Source organism: Lacinutrix sp. Hel_I_90 (genome assembly GCF_000934685.1).
Taxonomy (GTDB): domain Bacteria; phylum Bacteroidota; class Bacteroidia; order Flavobacteriales; family Flavobacteriaceae; genus Lacinutrix.
Map to the genome: position 1 here is coordinate 328,618 of NZ_JYNQ01000001.1, position 26,995 is coordinate 355,612.

A 26,995-nucleotide genomic window follows, 5' to 3' on the forward strand; every position below is an offset into this window, starting at 1 on the left:
GGATTAATTTTTGATTTTCTTGTTAGTTGTCTTCTGAATTATATATATAGAGTTTATCTTCCTTGGTTATAATTTTAACCTCAGTCGATTTTTGAATAGCCAATAAGCAGATGTCCAGATTTTCATTTGGAATACCTCCTGACACTAATTTTGTTTTTAAGGACGGGTCTACAAATTCATATGAAGTGCCATAGGTGTTTTCTATATGCAGCATGACCTCATTTAAAGTAATATTATTGAATATATAGGTGCCTTCTTTCCATGACGCATAGGAGGTTTTTTTTGTTATTTTTTTATGTGATCCTTTTTTGTTTTCTTTGGAATAGGAAGCAATTTCACCAGGATTCATGATTTTAGATTCACCATTTTTAAGCAATAAATGAATGGAGCCTTCATCTAAGAGGACACTGGTTTTTTCTTGTCGTGTGTTTACGTTAAATTGTGTGCCATAGACTTCAACGGTTAAGTCCTGTGTGTTAACCCAAAACTTGGCTTTTGTGGCGGGAATAGATTTTACTTTAAAATAAGCTTCACCTTTTAAATAAACCGTTCTTGGTTCGTCTTTATTGTATTTAATTGTCGAGTTACCATTTAAGACTACAGTAGTACCATCAGGAAGTTTAAGGTCAATAATTTCTCCAAAAGACGTTTGGTGTGTAACTGTTTTAGAGCTGTAGATAGTCGTTATACCAAAAATGGAAACAAATAAGGCAATAGCTACCACAGCGGCGTATCTACTAAATCGCCTTAATTTAAAATACCTTTGCGCATTATTATTATTTGTTTTTTGTGGCTTATCAATTCGATTTAAGACCGTTACTAATTCTGAATTAATTTTATTTTTGTCTAGTGGTTTTATATTAAAAACAACCCCTAGTAACATGGCTTTTGCTGTAAAGATGTCATCTATATGCTCCGGGTTTTTGGCTATCCAGGCATTCCAAAAAGAAATGTCATTAGTATTGGTTTCTTTAGCCCAATTAATAAATGAATCATCATTTAAAAGTTTTTCTATAAAAGGCTTGTTCGTTTTTCTCATTAAAATGGTATTAGTCCTTAAGATACCCGTTATTAATAAAGAGACAGTAAGCGAGATTTTATACCCTACTTTTTTTAATTAATTTTTCAAAACGTCTTCAAGTGCCTTTGTTTCTATGTTATTACGAAGTTTAATGAAGGCTTTTTGAATGGTGTTTAAAACACTTTGATAAGAAATATTCATTATCAAAGCAATTTCAGAGAGTTTTAAGTTGCCATAGTATTTTAAATAAATAGCTTCCCGCTCTCTAACACTTAACGCATTTAGTAGGGTCGTTAACACGCTAGATTTTATAATGGTAAATTCTTGTTTAATGGCAACTTCTTCAGATGAAAACTCAAAATTTAATAATAGTTCTAAAGGGGTATTAGAAGCTACATAGGTTCTTTCTTTCTTTAACGTTTTTAAAAGGGCGCGTCTAAAAGATATAAATAAATAGGACTTGATGGAATTAACAGTACCAATGTGGGTTCTGTTTTCAAACAAATAAACAAAAAAATCTTGAAGACAATCTTCAGTAAGATAGGCATTTCCCGAAATTTTTAAACCATAGTTATGAAGCCCGGCATAATGCAATTTAAAAAGTGTAGAAAAAGCACTCTTGTCACCTTCTAAAAAAGAATCCCAAATAGATTTTTCAAATTGATTGTCTGTCATTTACCAAATATAATTATTAATCAAGCACATTTTTAAATAATTTTTATATTTAATTAACTATTACAAGGAATAATATGTTAATAACTGTTAAAAATATGGTAATCTTATAAATGCTGATTTTGTTTAATATAGTAGTATATTTGCAGACGAAAAAAACAGCGTTTCGTTCCAAATATTTTGTAGCGAAAAAAATATACTAAACGAGATTCCTGCTTCTGTGGGAATGAAAAATAAATAGGTCCCCGCCTTTTGCGAGGATGACAAAAAAAGTAATCAATGAAAGCAGGAATTGTAGGCTTACCTAATGTAGGGAAATCCACGTTATTTAATTGTTTGTCTAATGCAAAAGCACAAAGCGCAAACTTTCCATTTTGTACAATAGAGCCTAATATTGGCGTAGTAAATGTTCCCGATGCCAGGCTTAAGAAGTTAGAAGAGTTAGTAAACCCTGAGCGTGTTTTACCAGCAACTGTAGAGATTGTTGATATTGCTGGTTTAGTAAAAGGAGCCAGTAAAGGGGAAGGTTTAGGAAATCAATTCTTAGCGAATATTCGTGAAACCGATGCGATTTTACACGTACTACGTTGTTTTGATAATGATAACATTGTGCATGTTGATGGTAATGTTAATCCCATAAGAGATAAAGAGACTATAGATATTGAATTGCAGTTAAAAGATTTAGATACTGTAGAGAAAAAGTTAGATAAGGTTAAGCGTGCTGCAAAAACTGGAAATAAAGAGGCACAGAAAGAGGAAGCTGTGCTCTTGAAAATTAAGAATGGTTTAGAGGCAGGAATATCTGTTCGCGCATTAGAATTTTCCGACGATGAGTATGCTGATTTTGTTAAACCTGCACAATTAATCACAGAAAAACCAGTAATGTACGTTTGTAATGTAGATGAAGGTTCAGCAGTCTCAGGGAATGCTTATGTAGATAAAGTAAGAGAAGCTGTCAAAGATGAAAATGCTGAAGTATTAGTATTAGCTGTTGGTACAGAAGCTGATATTACAGAGTTAGACGATTATGAAGAACGTCAAATGTTCTTAGCAGATATTGGATTAGATGAGCCAGGGTCGGCTAAATTAATACGTTCAGCTTATAAGTTATTAAACCAACAAACGTATTTTACCGCAGGTGTAAAAGAAGTACGTGCCTGGACCGTTAATGTAGGGGCTACAGCACCGCAAGCAGCCGGCGTTATTCATACCGATTTTGAAAAAGGATTCATTCGTGCAGAGGTTATTGCTTATGATGATTATGTTCAGTTTGGTAGCGAAGCTAAAGTTAAAGAAGCAGGTAAAATGAGAGTAGAAGGTAAGACGTATGTTGTTAAAGATGGTGATGTGATGCATTTCTTATTTAATGTGTAAACAGAACCAAGATTCTTACTCTTAAAGCTAAAACAATGAAGATTTAAACGAGATGCGATGTCATCTCGTTTTTATTTAAGTATAGTTAAATATGCCACTAATAGAGATTAAAACCATACTAAACGCAGACATTCAAACCTGTTTTGATTTATCTCGCGATATTGATTTTCATAAAGCGTCATTAGTACATTCTAAAGAAAAGGCAGTTGCAGGTAAAACCTCTGGTTTAATTGGTTTAAATGAATGGGTCACCTGGGAAGCGTTTCATTTTGGTATCAAACAACAGCTGACCTCAAAAATCATAGCATTTGATGCGCCAAAGTATTTTGTAGATGAAATGGTTTCTGGCGCGTTTAAGAGTTTTAAACATGAACATATTTTCAAACAGGAAAACAACCAAACAATCATGACTGATCGGTTTCAATTTGAATCGCCTTTTGGAATCTTTGGGAAACTCGCAAACAGACTGTTCTTAAAACAGTATATGATAAATCTATTGAAAACCAGAAATCAGTTTTTAAAAGAGCAGATAGAAAGCCGCTAAAACGTATAACTTAGGCAAAAGCCTTGGTAGTTATCTCCAAATCGCGTTTGCCCCATAATAGGAGTGAAGCCAATAGCTGTTTCGTCTTTTCTTTTATGTAGTTCAGGAATATAATAGCCCGCAAGAGCACCTAAACTATACCCTAATACGACGTCTGACAAAAAATGTTGTCCAGCTTGCATTCTAAAATACCCTACTAAAGCAGGCAAAGTTGCTGCTCCAGCCCACACATAAGGTATTGCTGGAGAATCTGGATTGAAATCCTGATATACTTTAGCGGCAAAAAAGGTCGCTGTTGTAGTAGCTGCCACATGTCCAGAATAGAACGATCGGGTAGCAGAGGTGCTTTCAACTTTATCTAGCGGCGCATCACTACCATATACATATGGTCTAGCTCTCTTAGTCAAACCAGCGGTTATTGAGAATAGGGCAGAGGTTGTAGCCAAACTTTCAATATAAATACCAAATAACTGTCCCGAATGATTGTTGGCTTCATCATCTAAAAGCAACACAAAGGGAGCTGCAAAAGATAATGCAAAAGGGATATCACTAAACTTACTGGCTTCTTCAGAGTAATTCCCAGCAGCCCAGCGATCTACAAAATTAATGTTATCGACTTTGGTTTGAAAGGCTGCTAATTCGTTAACGGTAAAAGGGTCTTTATCTGCAATAATTAATAAACCACCAACACTTCCTGCTAAAGCAGTACCTGTCCATATACCATCCCTCGTCCAATCCCACTCATAGGGAGAGGTGTTTTTTTGAGCGTATGTCTTTATAACAAGTAAAGGTAAAAGAAGTAGAATGAATAAAGTCTTTTTCATAAGTTTAAGGAATTTATCAAAAATAATCGAGATTAATTAATAGTAAACATTTTATTGTATTTTTAGTAATAGTTTAACTTATAAAGCTCAAATGTAGACAGATTAATACCTGACAAAACGATTAACGATACTTATCAAAAAACATTGTTAATTACTTTATCAATGCAGTGTTTCATTTTTTATAGCGTTATATTATATTAGCACACTATCACGAAATCTTACTCAAATCTATGTCTGAAGAAACCAAATATACCGAAGATAATATACGCTCGCTTGACTGGAAAGAGCATATTCGCATGCGTCCGGGAATGTATATTGGAAAATTGGGAGATGGTTCTTCTCCAGACGATGGTATCTATATTCTGCTAAAAGAAGTCCTAGACAACTCTATTGATGAGTATGTTATGGGCGCAGGTAAAACCATTGAGATTTCTATTCAAGGTAGCAAGGTTATTGTTCGTGATTATGGTCGTGGAATTCCTTTAGGAAAAGTAGTAGATGTGGTTTCTAAGATGAATACGGGAGGAAAATATGACTCAAAGGCCTTTAAAAAATCAGTAGGATTAAATGGTGTTGGTACCAAAGCAGTGAATGCATTATCGTCTTTTTTTAGAGTAGAATCTACCCGTGATAATAAAAGCGCTTCAGCAGAATTTGAACAAGGTAATCTTACCAATCAAGATTTACTAGACGATACCTCAAGACGTAAAGGAACCAAAGTATCTTTCATTCCTGACGAGGTGATTTTTAAAAACTATAAATACAGAAATGAATATATAGTTAAGATGATTAAAAACTATGTGTACCTAAATCCAGGTTTAACGATAGTTTTTAATGGTGAAAAATTCTACAGTGAGAATGGTTTAAAAGATCTTTTAGCTGAAAAGATAGCAGAAAGCGACTTACTGTACCCAATCATTCACCTTCGTGGGAATGATATTGAAGTAGCGCTCACTCATAGTAAAACCCAGTATAGCGAAGAGTATAATAGTTTTGTTAATGGCCAAAACACAACGCAAGGAGGGACGCACTTAAATGCGTTTAGAGAAGGTTTAGTAAAAACCATTCGGGAGTTTTTTGGTAAACAATATGATGCCTCAGATATTAGGAAATCTGTGGTTTCTGCAGTGGCCATCAAAGTTATGGAGCCCGTTTTTGAGAGTCAGACCAAAACGAAGTTAGGCTCTACAGATATGGGTGGCGATTTACCAACGGTGAGAACCTACATTTCAGACTTCTTAAAAACGCAGTTAGATAATTATTTACATAAAAATCCAGAAACAGCCGATAAAATTCAGCGCAAGATCATGCAAGCAGAGCGCGAACGTAAAGAGCTTTCAGGGATTCGAAAATTAGCTAAAGACAGAGCTAAAAAAGCCAGTCTTCACAATAAGAAATTGCGGGATTGTCGTGTGCATTTTGGCGACATTAAAAATGAACGTAACTTAGAATCTACCTTATTTATTACCGAGGGAGATTCGGCTTCTGGAAGTATTACGAAATCACGTGATGTTAATACGCAAGCTGTTTTTAGTTTGAAAGGAAAGCCTTTAAATTGCTACGGACTCACAAAGAAAATCGTGTATGAAAACGAGGAGTTTAACTTATTACAGGCTGCTTTAAATATTGAAGAATCACTTGAAGATCTGCGCTATAATAACGTGGTTATTGCAACAGATGCCGATGTTGATGGTATGCACATTCGTTTATTGTTAATAACGTTTTTTCTTCAGTTTTTTCCAGAAGTGATAAAAGAAGGCCATTTATACATCTTGCAAACGCCATTATTTAGAGTTAGAAATAAAAAGGAAACCATTTATTGTTATTCAGAGGAAGAGCGTCGTGATGCCTTAGAAAAACTAAAACCAAAACCAGAAATTACCCGATTTAAAGGATTAGGTGAAATATCACCAGATGAGTTTGTACATTTTATAGGTGATGATATTCGCTTAGACCCAGTAATGTTAGACGATAATATGTCTATTGAAGATTTATTGTCTTTTTATATGGGTAAAAATACACCAACACGACAAGAGTTTATTATTGATAATTTGAAAGTGGAGCTGGATTTGATAGAGGCTGATGTTCCATTGAAGGCAGAAACTGCTAAGTAAATAGAAAAGAATTAGTGTATTCGAACTGAAATTATTTAAAATAGTATGTTTTATTTTACTTTTTGGTTAGTAGTTTTATAAAATCTATACGGGCGATTTAGGAGTTTGAGGGAATGTAAGTAGAGTAGTCTTAGCGAGCTGAACAACAAGTAAATAAACGTGTAAAAAACGGATTAAAAAATAAAAGAGATATTATGAAATGTTTGTCATTCCGCATTTGATGCGGAATCCACAAAAAAATAAGCCCCCTATTTCTAGGAATGACAGAAAAATATGATAGAAGAAAACGACGACCTAACTAACGAAAATTTAGACAACCAAGAACCACAAGAAACAATAACCAGAATTACTGGTATGTATAAGGAGTGGTTTTTAGATTATGCTTCCTATGTCATTTTAGAACGTGCAGTACCAGCAATAGAAGATGGTTTTAAGCCTGTACAACGCCGTATCATGCACTCTATGAAAGACTTGGATGATGGTCGCTATAATAAAGTAGCAAACATTGTTGGGCATACCATGCAATACCATCCACATGGGGATGCTAGTATTGCAGATGCCATGGTGCAGATAGGGCAAAAAGACCTGTTAATAGATACTCAGGGAAACTGGGGGAATATTTTAACAGGAGATAGAGCAGCAGCTGCACGTTATATCGAAGCACGTATTTCTAAGTTTGGTTTAGATGTGGTGTTTAATCCGAAAATTACCGAGTGGCAACAGAGTTATGATGGGCGTCGTAAAGAGCCTGTTAATCTTCCGGTAATGTTTCCATTACTGCTGGCACAAGGCGGAGAAGGAATTGCAGTGGGACTATCTACTAAAATACTATCCCATAATTTTATAGAACTTATTGATGCCTCTATTAAGCATCTTCAAGGAAAACGGTTTACCATTTTACCCGATTTTGCAACTGGTGGGATTGCAGATTGTTCTGGGTATAATGATGGTTTACGGGGTGGTAAAGTACGTGTTCGTGCTAAAATTTCTCAGCTCGATAAAAACACCTTAGTCATTACCGAAATTCCTTTTGGTACAACGACAACAACGCTTATAGATTCTATTCTTAAAGCGAATGAGAAAGGAAAAATTAAAATCAAAAAAATAGACGATAATACGGCTGCTAACGTAGAGATTCTTATTCATTTACCTTCGGGGTTGTCGCCAGACAAAACCATTGATGCACTCTATGCATTTACCGCTTGTGAGAATTCGATTTCGCCTTTAGGCTGTGTGATTGAAGACAATAAACCTTTGTTTGTTGGCGTGACCGAAATGTTACGTCGCAGTACAGACAATACGGTAGATTTATTACGCCAGGAACTCGAAATTAGGCTCGGTGAGCATGAAGAACAGTGGCATTTTGCAAGTTTAGAGCGTATTTTCATCGAGAATAGAGTCTATCGCGATATTGAAGAAGAAGAAACTTGGGAAGGAGTTATTGCCGCTATCGACAAAGGGTTGCAACCACATATCAAGCACTTGAAACGGGCCATTACCGAAGAAGATATTACCCGCTTAACCGAAATTCGAATCAAGCGTATTTCTAAATTTGATATCGATAAAGCACAACAAAAAATAGACGCTTTAGAAGAACAAATTGCTGAAGTAAAACACCATTTAGCAAACCTTATAGCTTACGCAGTCACTTATTTTACCAGACTTAAAAAAGAATATAGTGAAGGTAAAGAACGTAAAACTGAGTTAAGGGCTTTTGATGATGTTGATGCGACTAAAGTGGTAATACGTAACACCAAACTCTACGTAAACAAAGAAGAAGGTTTTATTGGAACCTCTTTAAAACGTGATGAATACGTGTGTGATTGTAGTGATATTGATGATATTATTACCTTTACGGCAGAGGGTAAAATGATGGTCACTAAAGTAGATTCTAAAACCTTTATAGGGAAAGATATTATTCATGTAGCGGTCTTTAAAAAGAAAGACAAACGGACTATTTATAATCTAATCTATCGTGATGGTGCGAAAGGGGCATCGTATATAAAACGTTTTGCAGTCACTTCAATTACAAGAGATAAAGAATACGATTTAACCAATGGTAATAAAGGATCAAAACTTTGGTATTTCTCGGCAAATCCAAACGGTGAAGCAGAAGTGATTACCATTTACTTACGTCAGGTTGGTAGTATTAAAAAACTAAAATGGGATGTTGATTTTGCGGAGATTTTAATTAAAGGTCGCGCTTCTAAAGGAAATGTTGTCACTAAATATGCCATTAAATCAATTGAATTAAAAGAAAAAGGGATTTCAACTTTAAAGCCCCGTAAAATATGGTTTGATGATACTGTACGACGATTAAATGTTGACGGTCGTGGTGAGTTAGTTGGTGAATTTAGAGGAGAAGATCGCATTTTAGTGATTAATCAAAAAGGAATTGCAAAAACTATTATTCCCGAAGTGACAACGCATTTTGATGATGATATGATTGTAATGGAAAAATGGATTCCGAAAAAACCTATCTCTGCGATTTATTTTGATGGTGAAAAAGAGAAATATTTTGTTAAGCGTTTTTTAATTGAAAACGAAAACAAGGAAGAATTATTCATCACAGAGCATCCAAAATCACAATTGGAGATTGTTTCTACCGATTGGAAACCAATGGCACAGGTTGTTTTTGCGAAGGAAAGAGGTAAAGACCGTAAAGATGATTTAGAAGTAAATCTTGAGGAATTCATTACGGTTAAAGGAATTTCAGCTTTAGGAAATCAGTTAACCAAAGAGAAAATTAAGACTATCGATTTGCTTGATCCTTTGCCGTACGAAGCGCCCGAAGAAGTACATGCAGAAGATTTGGAAGTGGTAGATGAAGTTGATGTTTCTGAAAACAGCAATACAAAAACTAATAGCGCTAAAACAAATGATAAAGCTGAAGATTTAGATACCGACGAAAAAGGACAGGCTAGTATGTTTTAGAGTAATATTATTGTAAGTGATTGAAAAAAGACTAGCTGTAAGTTACGCATTTATTCTATTGTAGAATTAGTGACCACAATATTGGTGTCACTATGCATAGAAATACTTGGGTATACAGGATACCAAGACCCTCCGTGATTATTTCTAATTACAGAATGATCTATATTAATAGTACCAGAGTGGTCATTACTAACAAAGAAAATAGATGAACCATAAGCATTTACTTCGTTTTCTTCTAAAAGAGAACCAAGTAGAGTTAGCGTCATGGTATTCCCATCATTATAAATGGCACCACCACTACCGCCACCTGGAGTTCCTGATTCTGCCGGGTTCCCCCCATTTCCTATAGCATTGTTATGAGAAAAAAGACTGTTTATAATTGTCCAAGAGACCCCAATACTACTAATGCCTCCACCATTTGAACCCCTATTTCCATAGCCTTCACCACCCCCAAAGGTCGTGTTAACTACATAAACGGGTTGATTGTTGTATTGACTAAAAACTCTTATGGCTCCACCTCCTACATCAGGACCAGTACTTTCACAAACATTATTAAAAAAGCGAGAATTCACTACTTTAAAACGACCTCCACGAACCCAAATTGCTCCTCCACCAGTATACTGAGTTTCTGAAGTTGAGTTACCATTTATAAATGTTATGTTTTGAACAGTGAGCTTTGGATGGTCTTGATTCTGACATTGATTGGTTGTCCATACTTGATCTGGGTCACAGGTGTTCATATATAAAATACGAGTTGTATCACCACCACTCAAAGTAATCAATCCACCACCATCAATAACTATATTGGGATTAGCATTGTTAAATACTTTAGCAGGTTGATTCATAATAATGGTGTGAGGGTCAGAACCACAGTTAAAAATTATCTTTCCTCCTTGGGATACTGCATCAACAACAGCTTCACAAGTACAACTTTCAGGAGTGCCATTTCCAATTATAACGTCAGGTTCCGATACATCTTCTAAACCAGCGACAATAGGAATAGCTGCATTCCCATTGGGGTTGCCGGCAGCTGGTCCATTTTGAGGATTCTCCAAGGGGTTCTCCAGTTCTGTAGCGGGGGATGTTACATCAACGTCATTACTTTGAGTACAACTAAATGCTATACAGGATAAAACTAAAAAAAAATAAATTTTTAGGCGGATGGCTAAGTTTTTCATCAGTAATTGTTCTAACTTCATATACGGAGCAGACACAGTTTAAGATTTTCTTATAAAGTGTTTTTCTTCTCGTCTGTTTTTGTTTTCCCAATTTTCTGATTTAAAAATTCCACAAACAAAGAAAACGCAATAGCAAAATATAAATATCCTTTTGGTATAGCACCAACTGTATTTCCAAAGACAGACGTGTGCGATAAATGGCCAGCTTCGGTAATTAGCATAAAACCAATGAGGATTAAAAACGACAAACCTAAAATTTGAACACTAGGATTTTCGTCTATAAAACGTCTAATTTTATTTGCAAAAGCAATCATGACGACTATAGAAATTACAACAGCAATAATCATTAATACTAAATTGTGATTTTGATTATTAGATAATCCATTAGTCATCCCAACGGCTGTTAATATGGAATCGATAGAAAATATAAAATCAATAATTAGAATCTGAACAATCGCTTGTTGAAGAGACTTTATCACTTTACCTTTTATTTCATCTTCATCATGACTAGGCGCTTCAACCTTCTCTCTAATTTCTGAAGTCGATTTATAAATTAAAAATAATCCACCTACAAATAAAATGATGGCTTGCCAACTAATCTCGAGGTGCAACCAATCTTTTTCTACAATAAAAAATGGTTTCGATAAACCGACTAAAAACGATACAAAAAACAACAAAATAATGCGTTGTACCATGGCTAATAATAAACCAATATTTGTCACTTTACCACGTTGTTCTTTAGGTAGTTTATTAGCCGCAATAGAAATAAAAACAATATTATCTATTCCTAATATTATCTCCAAAAAAGTTAAAGTTAGTAATGCGAAAATAGCATCTGAGGTTAGTAGAAAGTCAAGCATAAGTAATTATTTTGTAGATGTAAAGTGATACATTTTGCCAGTAGGCAAATACATAAGTGATAAGGATGTTTTAGAATTTAGTAAAATCTCATATTTGAGTGTGTCTTTAATATTGGTGAGTTCTAAAAATTGATTCGTTTTATGTGTTATTGTGTTTTTTTGAGAAATTATTTTGTAATCATAACCCTCTTCTGTAGTGTTATTTTCTCCTTTATAATACAGAGTAATTTTTCCGTCTTCGGTTTTTAGACTTGTAAGCGTATCGTTATCACGAATTAAAGTGTTGTCTGTAATTCTGTAAAAATTGGAGTGGTCTTCAATAGTAATTTGTGGTGCCGGCTTGCTAACGAAAGCAGTTCCTTTTTGTTTTATATTTTTTCCAACATAATTGTATTCAAAAGTATAACTTGAATCAGTAGTTGCTATAATTTTTAAATGAATGTCATTTTTATCAATCATACGTTTAGGATTAATGGTTTTAAAAATAACTTCACAATCATTAATCCATCGCACCTCTGAGGAATCTATTGTATTGTCATATCTTTCTATCTGAAGATTTTCAGTTCTCTCAATATAACCAATTTTAGTTTTACCATTTTGTGAATACTCAAACTGAAAGCTTCCAGTCTTGTAGTCTTTACATTGACGTTCGGGTTGATTACAATTATAAAAGCTTGTGACTAATAATAAAAAGAGTAATACTCTCATAAATTTGAATTTACAGCAAAATTACAAAATGAAAGAATTGAGTACGTGGTTTATCGCAAAAAGTATTCAATTATTTTCATTTATATCACGTGCTTATAAATCGCGTATTTGAAAATTTTATGGACTGACTTACGAATTCTCAAAATATGAGAAGTACTAGCTTTATAAAAAAAGACGGTACAATCAATTTCTTTTTTGGAAGCAGCTATTGGTTTTTGAAATAGTGGTGTTTCTTAATATAGCTTTTTAGAAAACGGTTCAGATTTTTTTTGAATTTTGTTCATATATACGACTTGCTTATAAATCGCGTATTTGAAAATTTTATGGACTGACTTACGAATTCTCAAAATTTGAGAAGTACTAGCTTTATAAAAAAAGACGGTACAATTAATTTCTTTTTTGGAAGCAGCTATTGGTTTTTGAAATGATGGTGTTTCTTAATATAGCTTTTTAGATATCGATTTAATTTTTTTAAAATTATGTTCATTTAAACCACTTGCTTATACATCGCGTATTTGAAAATGTCATGGACTGACTTACGAATTCTCAAAATTTGAAAAACTACCATCTTTATAAAAAATGACGATACGATCAATTTCTTTTTTGGAAGCATCTATTGGTTTTTGCAATTCAGGTGTTTCTGAATTTGAATTTTGAGAAATTGGTTCAGAAAATAAATCTTGGTTTTTAGATTCAACTTTTTCTTCAAGATTAACTGAAGTGTTTTTTTCTGAAGGAAATGTTCCTTTCCCGTTCATCAACCAATACAATTCAACCTCAGGAAAAGAAGAGAGTACTTTAAGTACAAATTCTAAACTGGGTTTATTTCTACCAGAGAGTATATGAGAAATACTTGAGCGCTGTACACCAATTTCTTCGGCAAAGGAAGAGGCACTTTCGCTATAGTAATCAATGACTTTTTTGAGTCTATTCGTAAAATCTTCGTTGTTTATCATTGCTATACAAATGTAAACAAATAGATTGAAATACAGTGTTTACAATTGTAAATTTTATGCGTAAAAGTATAAAATAAGTCCCTAAAACATCTTGTTTTTATTAATTAAACACTTTAAGTGGTGTGATATAACTTACTGAAATACAATAATATAAGCATATTTAGGTAAGCTCATGTTTATTAGCTATTTAAGGTGCTTTGTTTAGTACTTAAAAGCTTATTATTGGTTACATCTGTAAATTACAATTGTAAATTTAATTGTTTACATTTGTGAATAAGATAATGTTTACATTTGTAACACAATAATGCCTAATGGACACAAACACACTTAAAACACTTTTTGAAACACATAAAGAAGAAACGCTCTCTGGGCGTTATATTCATGCTGAACATATTAAACCACTTCTTATAAAACATAAAAATAATTTTACGATTGAACCTATTGGTCATTCGGTTCTAGGTGAAGCTATTCATTCCATTAGCATTGGTAATGGTCCAAAAAGAATACTTATGTGGTCTCAAATGCACGGCAATGAATCAACTACGACAAAAGCAATCTTCGATTTATTAAACCTTTTTAATGAGTCAAACGCGCTTACTCTGGCTATTTTGAAAGCGTGTACTATTGCTATTATTCCGCTATTAAATCCAGATGGCGCAAAGGCCTATACAAGATTAAATGCTAATGCTATAGACCTAAATCGTGATGCTAAAGACTTATCTCAACCAGAAAGTAGAGTCTTACGGGATTTCTTTAATGCGTTTAAACCACATTTTTGTTTCAATTTACACGGCCAGCGTACTATTTTTGGTGCAGGTAAAACAAATAATAGTGCTACAATCTCTTTCTTATCACCAACACAAGACCAGGCGCGTAATGTAACAGATAACAGGCAGGTTGCTATGTCTTTAATTAACGATATGAATAGTATGCTTCAACTTGAAATTCCAAATCAGGTGGGTATTTACGATGATGCTTACAACATTAATTGTGTAGGTGACACGTTTCAAACATTAAATGTGCCAACGATTTTATTTGAAGCTGGACACTATAAAAACGACTACAATAGAGAAGAGGTAAGGCGTTTTATGTTTCAGTCGTTACTACGCGCTATTCAATTGGTAGCATCTAATGAAATTAATACCAATAGCTATTCGGAGTATTCGAAAATCCCTCAAAATGAAAAGTGTTTTTACGACATTATCATTAAGGATGCAAAATATAATAATGAAATAGTTGATATTGCTATTCAGTACCAAGAACGTTTAGTTGATAATATTGTGCATTTTATTCCACAAATTGAAAAAATAGAAAAATTAAAGGGTTTTTACGCACATAAAACCTTGAAAGCCAATTATAATGAAGTGTTAACATTAAATGGGCAGCAGCTTGTTCTGGGAAACGAAATCGATTTCGTAAACATTTCTAATGTAAAGTTTTCATTAAATATTGAATAAACTCAATTATAAATATGGATAATTCAGCGAAATTGTATTATTTTTGATTTATATTTAATTAATTAGTGTAAATGGCAAAATTTAAATTAGACGAAATTGATCATCAAATCCTTGATATGTTGATTGATAATACGAGGGTACCTTTCACAGATATTGCAAAAAAATTATTGATTTCTGCGGGTACAGTGCATGTAAGAGTAAAAAAAATGGAAGATGCGGGTATAATTAAAGGCTCTTCTTTAACTCTAGATTACAAAAAATTAGGATATTCTTTTATCGCTTATGTTGGAGTTTTTCTTCAGAATACTTCGCAAACTAAGTTTGTGTTAGAGCGCATAAATGAAATCCCTTATGTAACGGTAGCTCATGTTACCACAGGAAAATTTAATGTTTTCTGTAAAATTAGAGCAAAGAATACCGAACATGCAAAGGAAATTATTTTTAGATTAGATGATATTGAAGGTGTGTACAGGACAGAAACGATGATTTCTTTAGAAGAGAGCATCAATGATAAAAGACGACTGATGCACGATATTTTCAATTCTTTATAAGAAAACTAATAACACACACAAAGTCCTTTGGTGCAAACTAAAGGACTTTTTTTATGATCTCAAAAAAGCGCCTTTTATGAATGCAAAACAACTGGACCAAAGCGAATACATACCTTATTTTAAAAATTACATCGATCAAGCAGGAAGCATTGAACTTATGGAAGGATTGGAAAAAGGATTGGCACAAATGAGCGATTTTTTTCAATCCATTCCAGAAAGTAAATTAGACTATCGCTATGCAGAAAGTAAATGGACTATAAAGGAAATAATAAGTCATTTATTAGACACTGAACGCATATTTTGTTATCGTGCCTTACGTTTTGCAAGAGAAGATAAAACGCCTGTTTTGGGTTTTGACGAAAATAAATATGTACCGTCAAGCTTGGCAAATAATAGAACCGTAAGAGATTTAGTTGAAGAGTTTTCTGCGCAAAGGCAATCTACAATTAGCCTGTTTAAAAGTTTTAACGATAACATGCTTAAGTCTAAGGGAGTCGCAGGTGGAGGAGCGGTTTCAGTTAGAGCGCTAGGTTTTCTTATTATAGGTCACGAAAAGCATCATGAAAATATTATCAAACAGCGCTATCTGTAATTTCTTCCTCACCAAAGTCAAAGTCTACAATAATATGACCTAAATCATTAAGTTCGAGTTCTTCATCCTCATCAAAGTTAGTCATGGTGTAATGTAGTTTACTGCTCACTTTAACTAAATAAATAGTGTCTTCAGTTTTAACTTCAACCGCTTCTATGGTCTCATTTTTATGGTTGTCAAAAATGATAATATCCTTATCACTATATCCATCAGGATATTTTTGTGTTAACAGACTTAGTACTTCTGGTGTAAGTTTTTTATAATCAACAATAACTCTTCGCATAACTAAAAAAAATTAAAATGTTAGTAATTAGCTTAGGTACAAGGTGTTAATAGTTAGTATTATAAAATTACAATTTTTTTTTAATTCAAAATGGATTATAACTGTTGAATTTCTATTTCATATGTGTTAATTTTGAAAAGGGCAAGTGGGCTATTCCTTTTTGAGTCTTAATTATAAAATGCAAAAGCCTCTAAAATACTATCATTTTCAACAATACAATTTACTTTTGGTTGGCCAATAGCTTCTAATAAGACAAAATTTATATTGCCATGCTCATTTTTCTTGTCATACTTAAGGAGTTCTATAATAGGAGCGTAGTCACTGCCTAAAATGTTTACATGACCATAAATAGATTTAAAAACAGATTTGATTTTTTCGCCTTCTTTTTCTGAAAAGTCCAAGTATTTCATTGACAAATAGGTTTCCATTATCATGCCTATCGCAATGGCTTCTCCGTGTAAAAGACGTTTGTATTCTGAATGTTCAAGAAAATAAGATTCGATAGCATGGCCTATAGTATGGCCGTAATTTAAAGTTTTTCTTATCCCTTGTTCTGTTGGATCCTGAGCAACAATGTCTTTTTTAATTATGATAGATTCGTATATTAATCCATCTAAATCCGCTATAGTTGAAGCGCTTAAATTTTGAAGTCTATGCCAATAGTCTTCATCAAATATTAATCCATGTTTAAGCATTTCAGCAAGTCCGGAACGCATTTCTAATTGTGGTAATGTAGCTAAAAATGAAGTGTCTACTACAATAAGTTCAGGCGTGTTGATAACGCCAATTTGATTTTTTAAATGCCCTAGGTCGACACCTGTTTTTCCACCAATGGAAGCATCAACCATTGCTAGTAAAGAGGTCGGGATGTTTATAAAAGGAATGCCACGTTTATAGGTAGAAGCAACAAAACCCCCTAAGTCTGTAATAACGCCTCCTCCTATATTAATAATGACACTTTTTCTATCTGCACCATATTCAGACAAAGCCTCCCAAAGACCTAAACAAATATCAAGATTTTTCTGCTCTTCACCGGGCTCAATTTCTAAAATATCATATTCAATATCAGTATCAATATTTGCTAAAACAAAGGGTACACAATCAGTATTTGTGTTTTCATCGGCCAAAATAAAGACTTTAGAATAATTAGTAGCTTTAAGATGTTCATTTAGTGCTTTGTAGCCAGTTTTATTAAAATGAATGGTGTAGTCTTGTGTAGAAATTGATGTCATTAAAACAGTGTATTTTAGATGTAAAAATAGAAAGACTTTTCAAAAAAAATATGATATACTTAGATTATATTTGCGTAAATTTTTTTTCATACTGAATGAGTCAACAAAACATATTTGATAATACAGAGATTGCATTCGCTTTAAAAAGTGATTCTGAACTCGGACGCGCCTATTTTTTATTCAAAATGATCTCAAAACCAACTTTGGTTCGTATTGGTTCGTCTTTAACAAGTTTTGCGTTAAACGCACGATTACCTGTTGAAGGTTTAATTAAGGTTACGGTTTTTAATCATTTTTGTGGAGGAGTTAATGAGGCCGATTGTGAATCGGTTATTGATAAAATGTATTCTAAAGGCGTGAGTTCTGTTTTGGATTTTTCAGTAGAAGGAAAAGAGACAGAGGCTTATTTTGATGCTGCAAAAGATAAAATTATTGAAATTATTCATTTTACAGACGAAAAAGAGGCTATTCCGATCGTCGTCTTTAAACCAACAGGTTTTGGACGTTTTGCGCTCTATCAAAAAAAAGGAGAAGGGCGTTTATTTACAGAGAAAGAGCAGGAGGAATGGAATAGAATTGTTGCTCGTTTTGATGTGGTATGTAAATTAGCTAAAGAAAAAGGAGTAGAAGTACTTATTGATGCAGAGGAAAGCTGGATGCAAGATGCAGCAGATGAGTTGGTTGAAGATATGATGCGGAAATATAACACCGATACGGTTGTGGTGTATAATACCTTACAGACGTACAGATGGGACAGATTAGATTTCTTAAAGGCCTCCCACAAACGTGCCAAAGCAGAAGGTTTTAATTTAGGTATGAAAATTGTTCGTGGTGCGTATATGGAAAAAGAGCGTGATCGTGCAGAAGAAAAAGATTATAAATCTCCAATTTGCGAATCCAAAGTTATTACTGATGAGAATTTTAATGCCTGTTTAAAATACATATTATCTAATCTGGATGATATTTCTATTTTTATTGGTACTCATAATGAAGACAGTACCTATATCGCTTTGAAAATGATGAAAGACTTAAACATTGCGATTAATGATACTAGAGTTTGGTTCGGACAACTTTTTGGTATGAGTGACCATATTAGCTTTAACTTATCTGAACTAGGGTATAATGTTGCTAAATACTTGCCTTTTGGGCCCGTTAAAGACGTGATGCCTTATTTGATTCGTAGAGCTGAAGAAAACACAAGTGTCGCTGGACAAACAGGACGAGAATTGGCGCTCATTAAAAAAGAGCTAGAGAGACGTAAATTGGATTAATCTAAAAATTTAATACTTTTTAAAAGGGCTTTCTTTTCACAGTTTTCTATTATTAAAGCAGCAGCTTTGTCATGGAGTTTACCTTCAATATAGTACTCTTTGCAAGGGGTCTTGTTTGTATTACTCATTGAGAAATTAACGTCACCTCTATATAGAATATAATTAACCTGAGTAGTGTCAATTTGTTTGGCAGACATAAAAGTAATGACGTCTTGAGAAAACACCATTGGTTTTGTGTTTATGTTTTTTAGTACACGTGCATCTGGTCCATAATCACAAGAGACTCTTTTTCCATTTAAAAAGAATGCTAAAATCACTAAACCAATAGCGAATCCGCCAAAATAATACCCAAATCTTTTTAGTAAACTCATTGAAAAATTTTATTATTCATTCCCATGAAAATGAGACTCTAATTCAAAAAGCAAAACTCGTCATTTATTATGACTTTGCGAGGACATTTAAATACAAATTGGAGTAAATTTTTTCTGTGTAAAGAAAATTAAAAAATTAAAAGATTGGGATCGCTATATTTTAAATCAAACCATTCTCCAACGGCACGATTTGTTAAAATGCCATGATAGAAGTAAAGACCGCTTTTTAGTCCGCGATCCATTCTTAAAGAGTTTTCAAGTCCGCCATCTTCAGCAATTTTCAATAAATAGGGGGTGAAGATGTTGCTTAATGAAGCCGAAGCGGTGCGTGAATAGCGTGCAGGAATATTGGGTACACAATAATGAATGACACCATGTTTTTTAAAGGTTGGTTTTTTATGAGTCGTTACTTCGCTGGTTTCAAAACAGCCCCCCATGTCAATACTAACATCGATTACCACAGCTCCTTTTTTCATTTGCTCAACCATAACTTCAGTGACAAGAATAGGTGAGCGTTCTTTACCGCGAACAGCACCAATAACAACATCACAGCGTTTGAGTGCTTTGTTTAAATATTTAGGCTGAATAGTAGAGGTGTATAATGTTCTCCCTAGGTTTGTTTGTACGCAACGTAGCTTAGTAATAGAATTATCAAATATTTTAACATTTGCGCCTAATCCAATAGCGCTTCTGGCAGCAAATTCTCCAACAGTGCCTGCGCCTAAAATAACCACTTCAACAGGGGGTACCCCACTAATGTTTCCAAACATTAATCCATTACCTTCACTTGAGTGACTTAATAGTTCTGCGGCAATTAAAACAGAAGCTGTACCAGCAATTTCACTTAATGCGCGCACCGCAGGATAAGCGCCATCATCGTCACGAATAAATTCAAAGGCTAAAGCAGTAATGCGTTTAGAGGCTAAGGTTTCAAAATATTTTTTGCTTTGCGTTTTAATCTGTAATGCAGAAATGAGTATGGTTTGCGGATTGATTAATTTTAATTCTTCAATAGTAGGGGGTTCTACTTTTAAAATCATTGGGCAAGCATATACTTTTGCTGGGTCATTTGTGATTTCTGCCCCATTCTCACTATACTCTCTGTCACTAAATTTGGAATCTTCTCCTGCACCAGATTCTATAAGCACCCGATGTCCATTGTTTACAATAGCTGAAACAGCATCTGGTGTGAGGCAGACTCTTTTTTCTTGAAAGGCCGTTTCTTTAGGAATACCTATAAATAATGAGCTTCTGTGCTTTAAAATTTCAAGGGTCTCTTCTTGCGGGAGTAATTGCGCTTTAGAAAAAGGTGTAATGGATTTAGACATTGTTGGTTATTCGATTTTATAGGTAATTAAATTACGAATTAAATATTTAAATGTGAGATTGATATTAAAAATACTGCTTAATTTTTTCCCAGATATCTTTTGGCTTGTAAGCTAATTCATCTTCTAATTGCTGCGTGGTTTTGTTAATAGTATTAATACTGTTAAAAATCTTAGCTCTTATAAGGTAAATTGAAGGTATTACTATTGCCATAATAGGTAGTAAATGAATGAGTTGGAATTCATCGACATAATCTATTTCTTGATTTATAGCACCAAATATTTGATAGGTATACATAGCAATTGGTACTAAAATGGAGTGATACCACCAATGACGACAAGTAAAAAACCATATAATTAGTAAAGCCAAGGGGATTACTTTCATCATTAAGGTCCAGGCCGCGACTTGAGCACTACCGTAAAAACCACCTTTAAATGTGAACAACCATGTTTCCCATATATCAGACTGAGGAACTAATTCATAGAGGTAAAAAATAAAGGGAGTCATGCTAATAAATGTGGCAAGAAGACTCCCTATAATAATATTTCTGGTAAAGATTTTTTTATCCGTTAGTTGGAATTTTAATACTTTTCCTATCGACTCCGGTTTCTGTTTGGTCATTTAAATCAATAATGTTGGTTGCATTTGCAGTAAATATTAGTCCACCGAAAATGGCTAATGCGATTACATACTTTTTTGTCTTCATAATAATAGGGATTTTAAATAATTAGTTATTTAATTAAATATATTTAAATCCTTAAAACGTATTATGACTTAACGTTAAAAAAAAGTTAAAAACGTCTTTTTTTTAAGTTCTCATTACGGACAAAACCGTATTCGCGTTAAAAATACACTTTTTTACCTTAAAAAAAGAGCAGGTACAAAAACATATTTAACCTGTAAGTGTAAGATTTCTTTCTTCTGTTTTTTCTGAAGTGATTTTTATAATATGATAATCTTCTAATAAAAGAGGGGTAATGATTTCTGGCCATTCAATTAGTAGCCAGGCATCTCTATTTAGGTAGTCTTCAATACCAAAATCATATAATTCTTCTTCTGTTTCTACTCTGTATAAATCAAAATGATAAATAATAGTTTCATCTACCCGATATTCATTTACCAATGAAAATGTTGGACTACTTACAGTATCATTACTTCCTAAAGTCTTGACAATAGCTTTTATAAGCGTGGTTTTTCCCATACCCATTTCTGCATCGAATAATAAAACTTTAGAAGTTGATTTTTCAATAATTTTCTTAGCTACTTGATTTAATTCGTCTAGTGTATAAGTAATTTGCACGGTTTTTATTTTGTTACGAAAATAAGAAAATTGCTTTAATATAAATCTTAATATCAAGCCCTAAATTTATAGCTAAAAGGGTATTGTTCTAGTATTTTTATTTGGGATTTAAAACCACAAAGGGAATAATCATTTCTTCTAATGAGACGCCACCATGCTGATAGGTATTTCTAAAATAACTGACATAATGGTTATAATTGTTAGGGTAAGCAAAAAACAAATCACTTTTCGCAAAAATAAAAGAACTATTCATAGATATCGCAGGCAAATGAATTGTTTTAGGATCCTTTGCGGCCAATACATCTTTGTCTTCATAACTTAAACTGCGACCCGTTTTATACCGCAAGTTTAAACTTGTATCACGATCTCCAATAACTTTTGACGGATTCTTAACATTAATGGTTCCATGATCTGTAGTGATAATTAATTTGAAATCCATTTGCTGTGCTTGCTGAATCATTTCAAATAAAGGCGAATTTTTAAACCAGCTTTGTGTGAGTGATCGGTAGGCTTTATCGTTAGATGCTAATTCTTTTACCACATCCATTTCGGTTTTAGAATGCGAAAGCATATCTACAAAGTTGTAAACTACAACGGTTAAGTCATTGTCCTTAAGACCCTTGAAATTATCGGCTAACTTCTTTCCATCTTTTAAATTGGTGATCTTGTAATACTCATGTTTTAAGTGTGTTAAGCCTAAACGTTTCATTTGAGCATTTAAAAAATCATGCTCATGCATGTTTTTTCCACCCTCATCAGTATCGTTTTTCCAATATTCAGGATGGAGTTTTTCCATATCACTAGGCATTAGCCCAGAAAAAATGGCATTTCTTGCATATTGTGTTGCTGTTGGTAAAATACTATAGAAAGCTTCTTCACTTACTTTTTTATAGTGGTTTGCCACAGTAGGCTCAAAGGCTTTCCATTGGTCATAGCGTAAATTATCTATTACGACCAATAGTGTTGGTTGTTCTTTACTTAATTCTGGAACAATTTTATCTTTAAATAAAACGTGCGATAAGGTAGGGGCGTCAGTGTGTGCGTCAAACCAAGTAGGATAGTTTTTATCTATAAATTTTCCAAATTGAATATTTGCTTCGTTTTTTTGCGATTCTAAAATCTCAAACATTCCAGAATCTTCAATGTCTTCTAAGCGCATTTCCCAATAAACCAGTTTTTGATAGAGAGAAACCCATTCTTCATAAGAGTTTACCATTGCCATATCCATAGCAATTTTTCTGAATTCCTGCTGGTAGTTTGAAGTTGTTTTTTCTGAAACCAAACGAGAATGATCTAAATTCTTTTTTAAGCTTAATAAAATTTGATGCGGGTTTACTGGTTTTATGAGATAATCGGCAATCTTATTTCCAATCGCTTCCTCCATAATATACTCTTCTTCACTTTTAGTAATCATGACTACAGGTAGCTCATTTTGTTTCTCTTTAATTTCATTAAGGGTCTCTAAGCCTGTTAAACCAGGCATGTTCTCATCTAAAAAAACAATATCGAATTTCTGATCCTCAAGTATTTCTAATGCTTCAGTGCCGCTATTACAAGTGGTAACCGTATAGTTTTTTTGTTCTAAAAACAGGATGTGTGGTTTTAATAAATCAATTTCATCGTCAACCCAAAGTACTTTTATTTTATCCATGTATATTTGTTTATCTAAATCATTAAAAAAAATCGCCTTGCAACTAAGTAACAAGCTCAAAATATTAAACGACCCAATTTACGGATTTATTACTATCCCTAATTCTTTAATTTTCGATTTGATCGAGCATAAATATTTTCAACGTTTACGCCGAATCACCCAAATGGGGATGAGTTATTTAGTATATCCAGGAGCCCACCATACCCGTTTTCATCATGCGATAGGTTGCATGCATCTAATGCAAAAAGCAATACAAGTACTTCGTTTTAAAGGTGTTGAAATTAATTATGATGAACAGAACGCTTTATTAATTGCCATTCTTTTACATGATATAGGTCACGGGCCATTCTCACATGCCATGGAACATAGTATTGTAAATGGGGTCTCTCATGAGCATATTTCGATGCTCTTTATGGAAGAATTAAATACCGAATTTAACAACGATTTAACGTTAGCTATTAAGATTTTTAAGGGCGACTATCCGCGTAAGTTTATGTGTCAGTTAATATCCAGCCAGATAGATATGGACAGAGCAGATTATCTAAAACGGGACAGTTTTTATACTGGTGTTGCTGAGGGTAATATTAATAGCGAGCGTCTTATCACGATGCTTAATGTCAGAAATGACGAATTAGTTGTTGAGAATAAAGGCATTTATTCTGTTGAAAAGTTTCTAGTAGCGAGACGATTAATGTACTGGCAAGTCTATTTACATAAAACAAGTTTATCTGCAGAGCAATTATTGATTCGTGTTTTAAAGCGCGCTAAAGAATTAACTAAAAAAGGAGTAGTATTATCGGCTAGTAAGCCTTTGTTGTATTTTCTTCAGAACGAAATTGAGTTAAAGGATTTTACTTTAGAAAGTCTTGAAACTTTTTCAAAGCTAGATGATTACGATATTATCTCGGCAATGAAAGACTGGCAATATCATGACGATTTTGTATTGAAAAACCTTTGCAGTATGATTATTAATAGAGATTTGTTGAAAGTAAAAATTAAGAAGAAAGCGATCAAACCTTCTTTATTACTTCAACATAAAAAAGACTTAATTAAAAAATTTAATATTTCTGAAGCTGAGGCTGATTACTTCGTGTTTACTGGCGAAATTTCAAATCAGGCGTATACACTGAAAAAACAAGGAATAAGCATTTTACATAAAAACGGAAAGATTGAAGATATCGTTAAAGCTTCAGACCAATTAAATTTAAAAGCGCTTTCAAAAACTGTAACCAAATATTATATCTGTTATCCAAAGGAAAAATTGTGATTATTTTTTCTATTTTTGCGTGAGATGAAGTTTACAGCAGAACAAATAGCAGGTATTTTAGAAGGGGAGGTTGTGGGTGACCCATTAGCCGAAGTTTCTAAACTATCAAAAATAGAAGAAGGTATTGAAGGAGCCTTAACCTTTTTGGCAAATCCTAAGTACACACCTTATATTTATACGACTAAAGCTACGATTGCTATTGTTGGTAAAGATTTTAAACCAGAACAGGCAATTTCAGTAACTTTGATAAAGGTTGACGATGCTTATAAATCGTTTTCTAAGTTATTGGAATATTATAACCAGGTTAAGTTAAATAAATTTGGGATAGAACAACCTGTATCTATTTCAACATCAGCAACACTGGGGAAAGATGTTTATGTAGGTGCTTTTACCTATATTGGAGAGAATGTGAAAATTGGGGATAATGTTAAAATTTTCCCAAGTAGTTATATAGGTGATAATGTAACTATTGATAATGATACTGTTGTTTTTGCGGGAGCTAAGATTTATTCAGAATCTATAATTGGTAAAAATTGCGTCATCAATTCAGGAGCTATTATAGGAGCAGATGGATTTGGTTTTGCGCCTAATGCAGCTGGAGAATATAGTAAAATACCACAAATTGGTAATGTTATTTTAGAGGACTTTGTAGATATAGGGGCTGCGACGACTATAGACAGGGCTACTTTAGGGTCGACAATAATACGTCGTGGCGCTAAATTAGATAATCAAATTCAAATTGCTCATAACGTTGAAATAGGAAAGAACACAGTAATTGCAGCGCAAACGGGTGTTGCTGGCTCTACCAAAATAGGAGATAACTGCCAGATAGGTGGGCAAGTTGGTTTTGCTGGACATATTACCATTGGTAATAATGTAAAAATACAAGCGCAATCTGGAGTTGGTAGAAACATAAAGGATAATGAAATTTTGCAAGGCTCACCTGCATTTAGTTATGGTGATTGGAATAAGTCTTATGTATATTTTAAAAACTTGCCTAAAATGGCAAAAACCATAAACGATTTAGAAAAAAAAGGAAATGGCAATAGTTAATTCAGACATAAAACAAAAAACCATAGACAAAGAAGTCTCTTTAAAGGGGGTTGGTTTACACACTGGAAATGATGTAACACTAACATTTAAGCCAGCACCTGTTAATACAGGTTTTGCTTTTAAACGTATAGATTTAGAAGGTAGTCCAGTAATTGAAGCAGATGCTAATTATGTAACAAATACACTGCGTGGTACTTGTTTAGAAAAAAACGGAGTCATTATTCAAACTTGTGAACATGTGCTTGCGGCGTTTATAGGTATGGATATTGATAACGCAATAATCGAACTAGATAATGCAGAACCACCAATAATGGATGGCTCTTCAAAGTTTTTTGTAGAGGCTATTGAAAAAGCAGGAGTAGTGGAGCAGGAGAATTATCGTGAAGAGTATGTTGTAAAAGATGTTATTTCTTACACAGATGATGAAAGTGGAAGCGAAATCTTGGTAATGCCATCAAAAGAGTATCAAGTGACTACTATGGTAGACTTTGGTACTAAAGTTTTAGGCACTCAAAATGCGACACTAAATCATTTATCAGAATTTAAAGAACATATTTCAGATTCCAGAACATTTAGTTTTTTACATGAATTAGAGTCGCTTTTAGAGCATGGTTTGATTAAAGGGGGAGATTTAAATAATGCTATTGTTTATGTAGATAAGGAATTGTCTCCTGAAACAATGGAGAAACTAAAAATCGCCTTTGGCAAAGACAGTATTTCGGTAAAACCTAATGGGATTCTAGATAATTTAACGTTGCACTACCCTAATGAAGCAGCAAGACATAAGTTATTAGATGTTATTGGTGATTTAGCACTTATTGGGACGCGTATTCGTGGAAAAGTGATTGCAAATAAACCCGGACATTATATAAATACACAGTTTGCGAAAAAACTTTCAAAGATCATAAAAAACGAAAGAAGAAATAATGTTCCTGAAGTTGATTTAAATCAAACACCTGTCATGGATGTGAATCAAATTATGGATATGTTGCCTCATAGGCAACCCTTTCTATTAATAGATAAGATTTTTGAGCTATCGGAGAATAAGGTTGTTGGGATGAAAAACGTGACTATGAATGAGCCGTTTTTCGCAGGACACTTTCCAGGAGCTCCAGTTATGCCAGGGGTATTAATAGTTGAAGCTATGGCACAAACAGGAGGAATATTGGTGTTAAGCACTGTTCCTGATCCTGAGAATTATTTAACTTTTTTCATGAAAATAGACAAAGTAAAGTTCAAACAAAAAGTAGTGCCTGGCGATACTTTGATTTTTAACTGTTCTTTAATCACGCCGATAAGACGTGGTATTTGCCACATGCAGGGCTATGCTTACGCTAACGGCAAACTTTGTGCAGAAGCGGAGTTAATGGCGAAAATCACTAAAGTAAAAGAGTCTTAAAAAAAGCAAAGTCATCAAATTGTATTCTTTAAGAGTAAAACACTAAATTGCGAACAC

26 protein-coding genes are annotated in these 26,995 nt (G+C 33.6%); 11 read left to right on the forward strand and 15 right to left on the reverse strand.

Features of this window, described 5'->3' with window-relative positions; all coding sequences use genetic code 11:
• Positions 1-22 precede the first annotated feature (22 nt).
• Complete coding sequence (locus GQ46_RS01455) at positions 23-1,039, reverse strand: FecR family protein (protein WP_044397688.1); 1,017 nt, start codon at positions 1,037-1,039, stop codon at positions 23-25.
• Between the two features lie 78 nt (positions 1,040-1,117).
• Positions 1,118-1,696: an RNA polymerase sigma factor gene (locus tag GQ46_RS01460; RefSeq protein ID WP_044397689.1), complete on the reverse strand. Its 579-nt coding sequence runs from the start codon at positions 1,694-1,696 to the stop codon at positions 1,118-1,120.
• Positions 1,697-1,972: 276 nt separating this feature from the next.
• Here GQ46_RS01460 and ychF point away from each other — a divergent pair, with 276 nt between their 5' ends.
• The gene (gene ychF / locus GQ46_RS01465) at positions 1,973-3,067 is read left to right on the forward strand and encodes a redox-regulated ATPase YchF (RefSeq protein WP_044397691.1); all 1,095 of its coding nucleotides are present in this window, start codon (positions 1,973-1,975) and stop codon (positions 3,065-3,067) included.
• 91 nt (positions 3,068-3,158) lie between these two features.
• Complete coding sequence (locus GQ46_RS01470; protein ID WP_044397693.1) at positions 3,159-3,611, forward strand: SRPBCC family protein; 453 nt, start codon at positions 3,159-3,161, stop codon at positions 3,609-3,611.
• Here the strand turns inward: GQ46_RS01470 and GQ46_RS01475 are convergent.
• Positions 3,608-4,435: a phosphatase PAP2 family protein gene (locus GQ46_RS01475; protein WP_044397696.1), complete on the reverse strand. Its 828-nt coding sequence runs from the start codon at positions 4,433-4,435 to the stop codon at positions 3,608-3,610. The two genes, GQ46_RS01470 and GQ46_RS01475, sit on opposite strands and share 4 nt — an antisense overlap.
• A 230-nt stretch (positions 4,436-4,665) precedes the next feature.
• Between GQ46_RS01475 and GQ46_RS01480 the strand changes: the two genes are divergently transcribed.
• Entirely contained in the window at positions 4,666-6,549 is a 1,884-nt protein-coding gene (locus GQ46_RS01480; protein WP_044397698.1) for a DNA topoisomerase IV subunit B, read from the forward strand.
• A gap of 273 nt (positions 6,550-6,822) precedes the next feature.
• On the forward strand, positions 6,823-9,483 hold the full coding sequence (locus GQ46_RS01485) for a DNA gyrase/topoisomerase IV subunit A (protein WP_044397699.1): 2,661 nt from the start codon (positions 6,823-6,825) through the stop codon (positions 9,481-9,483).
• Positions 9,484-9,533: 50 nt separating this feature from the next.
• Here the strand turns inward: GQ46_RS01485 and GQ46_RS01490 are convergent, their stop codons facing one another.
• From GQ46_RS01490 to GQ46_RS01505, 4 genes are all read right to left on the reverse strand, one after another.
• The gene (locus tag GQ46_RS01490; protein ID WP_044404376.1) at positions 9,534-10,661 is read right to left on the reverse strand and encodes a hypothetical protein; all 1,128 of its coding nucleotides are present in this window, start codon (positions 10,659-10,661) and stop codon (positions 9,534-9,536) included.
• 50 nt (positions 10,662-10,711) lie between these two features.
• Positions 10,712-11,521: a TerC family protein gene (locus GQ46_RS01495; RefSeq protein WP_044397700.1), complete on the reverse strand. Its 810-nt coding sequence runs from the start codon at positions 11,519-11,521 to the stop codon at positions 10,712-10,714.
• A gap of 6 nt (positions 11,522-11,527) precedes the next feature.
• Positions 11,528-12,229, reverse strand: a complete 702-nt coding sequence (locus GQ46_RS17835; RefSeq protein ID WP_197077322.1) for a hypothetical protein — start codon at positions 12,227-12,229, stop codon at positions 11,528-11,530.
• 536 nt (positions 12,230-12,765) lie between these two features.
• Positions 12,766-13,185 (reverse strand): helix-turn-helix transcriptional regulator, encoded by a 420-nt coding sequence (locus tag GQ46_RS01505; RefSeq protein WP_044397703.1) that lies wholly within the window; start codon positions 13,183-13,185, stop codon positions 12,766-12,768.
• Between the two features lie 311 nt (positions 13,186-13,496).
• On the opposite strand from GQ46_RS01505, the gene GQ46_RS01510 reads away from it, so the two are divergent.
• The 3 genes from GQ46_RS01510 (at position 13,497) to GQ46_RS01520 (ending at position 15,785) form a co-directional block, all read left to right on the forward strand.
• The gene (locus GQ46_RS01510; protein ID WP_044397705.1) at positions 13,497-14,642 is read left to right on the forward strand and encodes a M14 family zinc carboxypeptidase; all 1,146 of its coding nucleotides are present in this window, start codon (positions 13,497-13,499) and stop codon (positions 14,640-14,642) included.
• A 71-nt stretch (positions 14,643-14,713) separates the two neighbouring features.
• Entirely contained in the window at positions 14,714-15,193 is a 480-nt protein-coding gene (locus tag GQ46_RS01515) for an Lrp/AsnC family transcriptional regulator (protein ID WP_044397707.1), read from the forward strand.
• Positions 15,194-15,269: 76 nt separating this feature from the next.
• Positions 15,270-15,785 carry a DinB family protein gene (locus tag GQ46_RS01520; RefSeq protein WP_044397709.1) on the forward strand — a complete coding sequence of 172 codons (516 nt, stop codon included), beginning with the start codon at positions 15,270-15,272 and terminating at the stop codon, positions 15,783-15,785.
• Here the strand turns inward: GQ46_RS01520 and GQ46_RS01525 are convergent.
• On the reverse strand, positions 15,766-16,068 hold the full coding sequence (locus GQ46_RS01525) for a hypothetical protein (RefSeq protein WP_044397711.1): 303 nt from the start codon (positions 16,066-16,068) through the stop codon (positions 15,766-15,768). The two genes, GQ46_RS01520 and GQ46_RS01525, sit on opposite strands and share 20 nt — an antisense overlap.
• Positions 16,069-16,235: 167 nt before the next feature.
• Complete coding sequence (gene aroB, locus GQ46_RS01530) at positions 16,236-17,300, reverse strand: 3-dehydroquinate synthase (RefSeq protein WP_044397713.1); 1,065 nt, start codon at positions 17,298-17,300, stop codon at positions 16,236-16,238.
• 95 nt (positions 17,301-17,395) lie between these two features.
• Here aroB and GQ46_RS01535 point away from each other — a divergent pair, with 95 nt between their 5' ends.
• A complete protein-coding gene (locus GQ46_RS01535; protein ID WP_044397716.1) occupies positions 17,396-18,571 on the forward strand; it encodes a proline dehydrogenase family protein in 1,176 nt (391 codons plus the stop codon).
• On the opposite strand, the gene GQ46_RS01540 is transcribed toward GQ46_RS01535, so the two are convergent.
• The 6 genes from GQ46_RS01540 to GQ46_RS01560 form a co-directional block, all read right to left on the reverse strand.
• Positions 18,568-18,942 (reverse strand): DUF4258 domain-containing protein, encoded by a 375-nt coding sequence (locus GQ46_RS01540; RefSeq protein WP_044397718.1) that lies wholly within the window; start codon positions 18,940-18,942, stop codon positions 18,568-18,570. The genes GQ46_RS01535 and GQ46_RS01540 overlap by 4 nt on opposite strands.
• A 128-nt stretch (positions 18,943-19,070) precedes the next feature.
• Complete coding sequence (locus GQ46_RS01545; protein WP_044397720.1) at positions 19,071-20,270, reverse strand: alanine dehydrogenase; 1,200 nt, start codon at positions 20,268-20,270, stop codon at positions 19,071-19,073.
• Between the two features lie 64 nt (positions 20,271-20,334).
• Positions 20,335-20,775, reverse strand: coding sequence for a hypothetical protein (locus GQ46_RS01550; protein ID WP_231567308.1), 441 nt, complete (start codon positions 20,773-20,775; stop codon positions 20,335-20,337).
• Between the two features lie 55 nt (positions 20,776-20,830).
• The gene (locus GQ46_RS17840) at positions 20,831-20,974 is read right to left on the reverse strand and encodes a hypothetical protein (RefSeq protein ID WP_197077323.1); all 144 of its coding nucleotides are present in this window, start codon (positions 20,972-20,974) and stop codon (positions 20,831-20,833) included.
• A gap of 186 nt (positions 20,975-21,160) precedes the next feature.
• Positions 21,161-21,568, reverse strand: a complete 408-nt coding sequence (gene tsaE, locus GQ46_RS01555; protein WP_044404382.1) for a tRNA (adenosine(37)-N6)-threonylcarbamoyltransferase complex ATPase subunit type 1 TsaE — start codon at positions 21,566-21,568, stop codon at positions 21,161-21,163.
• Positions 21,569-21,665: 97 nt separating this feature from the next.
• Positions 21,666-23,219 carry a bifunctional response regulator/alkaline phosphatase family protein gene (locus GQ46_RS01560; protein ID WP_044397724.1) on the reverse strand — a complete coding sequence of 518 codons (1,554 nt, stop codon included), beginning with the start codon at positions 23,217-23,219 and terminating at the stop codon, positions 21,666-21,668.
• Positions 23,220-23,256: 37 nt separating this feature from the next.
• Between GQ46_RS01560 and GQ46_RS01565 the strand changes: the two genes are divergently transcribed.
• The 3 genes from GQ46_RS01565 to GQ46_RS01575 are packed head-to-tail and all read left to right on the forward strand — an operon-like array spanning position 23,257 to position 26,938.
• On the forward strand, positions 23,257-24,486 hold the full coding sequence (locus tag GQ46_RS01565; RefSeq protein ID WP_197077324.1) for an HD domain-containing protein: 1,230 nt from the start codon (positions 23,257-23,259) through the stop codon (positions 24,484-24,486).
• A 24-nt stretch (positions 24,487-24,510) separates the two neighbouring features.
• The gene (lpxD, locus tag GQ46_RS01570; RefSeq protein ID WP_044397729.1) at positions 24,511-25,539 is read left to right on the forward strand and encodes a UDP-3-O-(3-hydroxymyristoyl)glucosamine N-acyltransferase; all 1,029 of its coding nucleotides are present in this window, start codon (positions 24,511-24,513) and stop codon (positions 25,537-25,539) included.
• Positions 25,526-26,938 (forward strand): bifunctional UDP-3-O-[3-hydroxymyristoyl] N-acetylglucosamine deacetylase/3-hydroxyacyl-ACP dehydratase, encoded by a 1,413-nt coding sequence (locus tag GQ46_RS01575; protein WP_044397731.1) that lies wholly within the window; start codon positions 25,526-25,528, stop codon positions 26,936-26,938. Before lpxD ends, GQ46_RS01575 begins: the two co-directional genes overlap by 14 nt.
• Positions 26,939-26,995: the final 57 nt, after the last annotated feature.

Bases quoted from the DNA above. Each gene is read 5' to 3' on its own strand.
- GQ46_RS01455 (WP_044397688.1), bottom strand. From the start codon at position 1,039: ATGAGAAAAACGAACAAGCCTTTTATAGAAAAACTTTTAAATGATGAT.
- GQ46_RS01460 (WP_044397689.1), bottom strand. From the start codon at position 1,696: ATGACAGACAATCAATTTGAAAAATCTATTTGGGATTCTTTTTTAGAA.
- ychF (WP_044397691.1), top strand. From the start codon at position 1,973: ATGAAAGCAGGAATTGTAGGCTTACCTAATGTAGGGAAATCCACGTTA.
- GQ46_RS01470 (WP_044397693.1), top strand. From the start codon at position 3,159: ATGCCACTAATAGAGATTAAAACCATACTAAACGCAGACATTCAAACC.
- GQ46_RS01475 (WP_044397696.1), bottom strand. From the start codon at position 4,435: ATGAAAAAGACTTTATTCATTCTACTTCTTTTACCTTTACTTGTTATA.
- GQ46_RS01480 (WP_044397698.1), top strand. From the start codon at position 4,666: ATGTCTGAAGAAACCAAATATACCGAAGATAATATACGCTCGCTTGAC.
- GQ46_RS01485 (WP_044397699.1), top strand. From the start codon at position 6,823: ATGATAGAAGAAAACGACGACCTAACTAACGAAAATTTAGACAACCAA.
- GQ46_RS01490 (WP_044404376.1), bottom strand. From the start codon at position 10,661: ATGAAAAACTTAGCCATCCGCCTAAAAATTTATTTTTTTTTAGTTTTA.
- GQ46_RS01495 (WP_044397700.1), bottom strand. From the start codon at position 11,521: ATGCTTGACTTTCTACTAACCTCAGATGCTATTTTCGCATTACTAACT.
- GQ46_RS17835 (WP_197077322.1), bottom strand. From the start codon at position 12,229: ATGAGAGTATTACTCTTTTTATTATTAGTCACAAGCTTTTATAATTGT.
- GQ46_RS01505 (WP_044397703.1), bottom strand. From the start codon at position 13,185: ATGATAAACAACGAAGATTTTACGAATAGACTCAAAAAAGTCATTGAT.
- GQ46_RS01510 (WP_044397705.1), top strand. From the start codon at position 13,497: ATGGACACAAACACACTTAAAACACTTTTTGAAACACATAAAGAAGAA.
- GQ46_RS01515 (WP_044397707.1), top strand. From the start codon at position 14,714: ATGGCAAAATTTAAATTAGACGAAATTGATCATCAAATCCTTGATATG.
- GQ46_RS01520 (WP_044397709.1), top strand. From the start codon at position 15,270: ATGAATGCAAAACAACTGGACCAAAGCGAATACATACCTTATTTTAAA.
- GQ46_RS01525 (WP_044397711.1), bottom strand. From the start codon at position 16,068: ATGCGAAGAGTTATTGTTGATTATAAAAAACTTACACCAGAAGTACTA.
- aroB (WP_044397713.1), bottom strand. From the start codon at position 17,300: ATGACATCAATTTCTACACAAGACTACACCATTCATTTTAATAAAACT.
- GQ46_RS01535 (WP_044397716.1), top strand. From the start codon at position 17,396: ATGAGTCAACAAAACATATTTGATAATACAGAGATTGCATTCGCTTTA.
- GQ46_RS01540 (WP_044397718.1), bottom strand. From the start codon at position 18,942: ATGAGTTTACTAAAAAGATTTGGGTATTATTTTGGCGGATTCGCTATT.
- GQ46_RS01545 (WP_044397720.1), bottom strand. From the start codon at position 20,270: ATGTCTAAATCCATTACACCTTTTTCTAAAGCGCAATTACTCCCGCAA.
- GQ46_RS01550 (WP_231567308.1), bottom strand. From the start codon at position 20,775: ATGACTCCCTTTATTTTTTACCTCTATGAATTAGTTCCTCAGTCTGAT.
- GQ46_RS17840 (WP_197077323.1), bottom strand. From the start codon at position 20,974: ATGAAGACAAAAAAGTATGTAATCGCATTAGCCATTTTCGGTGGACTA.
- GQ46_RS01560 (WP_044397724.1), bottom strand. From the start codon at position 23,219: ATGGATAAAATAAAAGTACTTTGGGTTGACGATGAAATTGATTTATTA.
- lpxD (WP_044397729.1), top strand. From the start codon at position 24,511: ATGAAGTTTACAGCAGAACAAATAGCAGGTATTTTAGAAGGGGAGGTT.
- GQ46_RS01575 (WP_044397731.1), top strand. From the start codon at position 25,526: ATGGCAATAGTTAATTCAGACATAAAACAAAAAACCATAGACAAAGAA.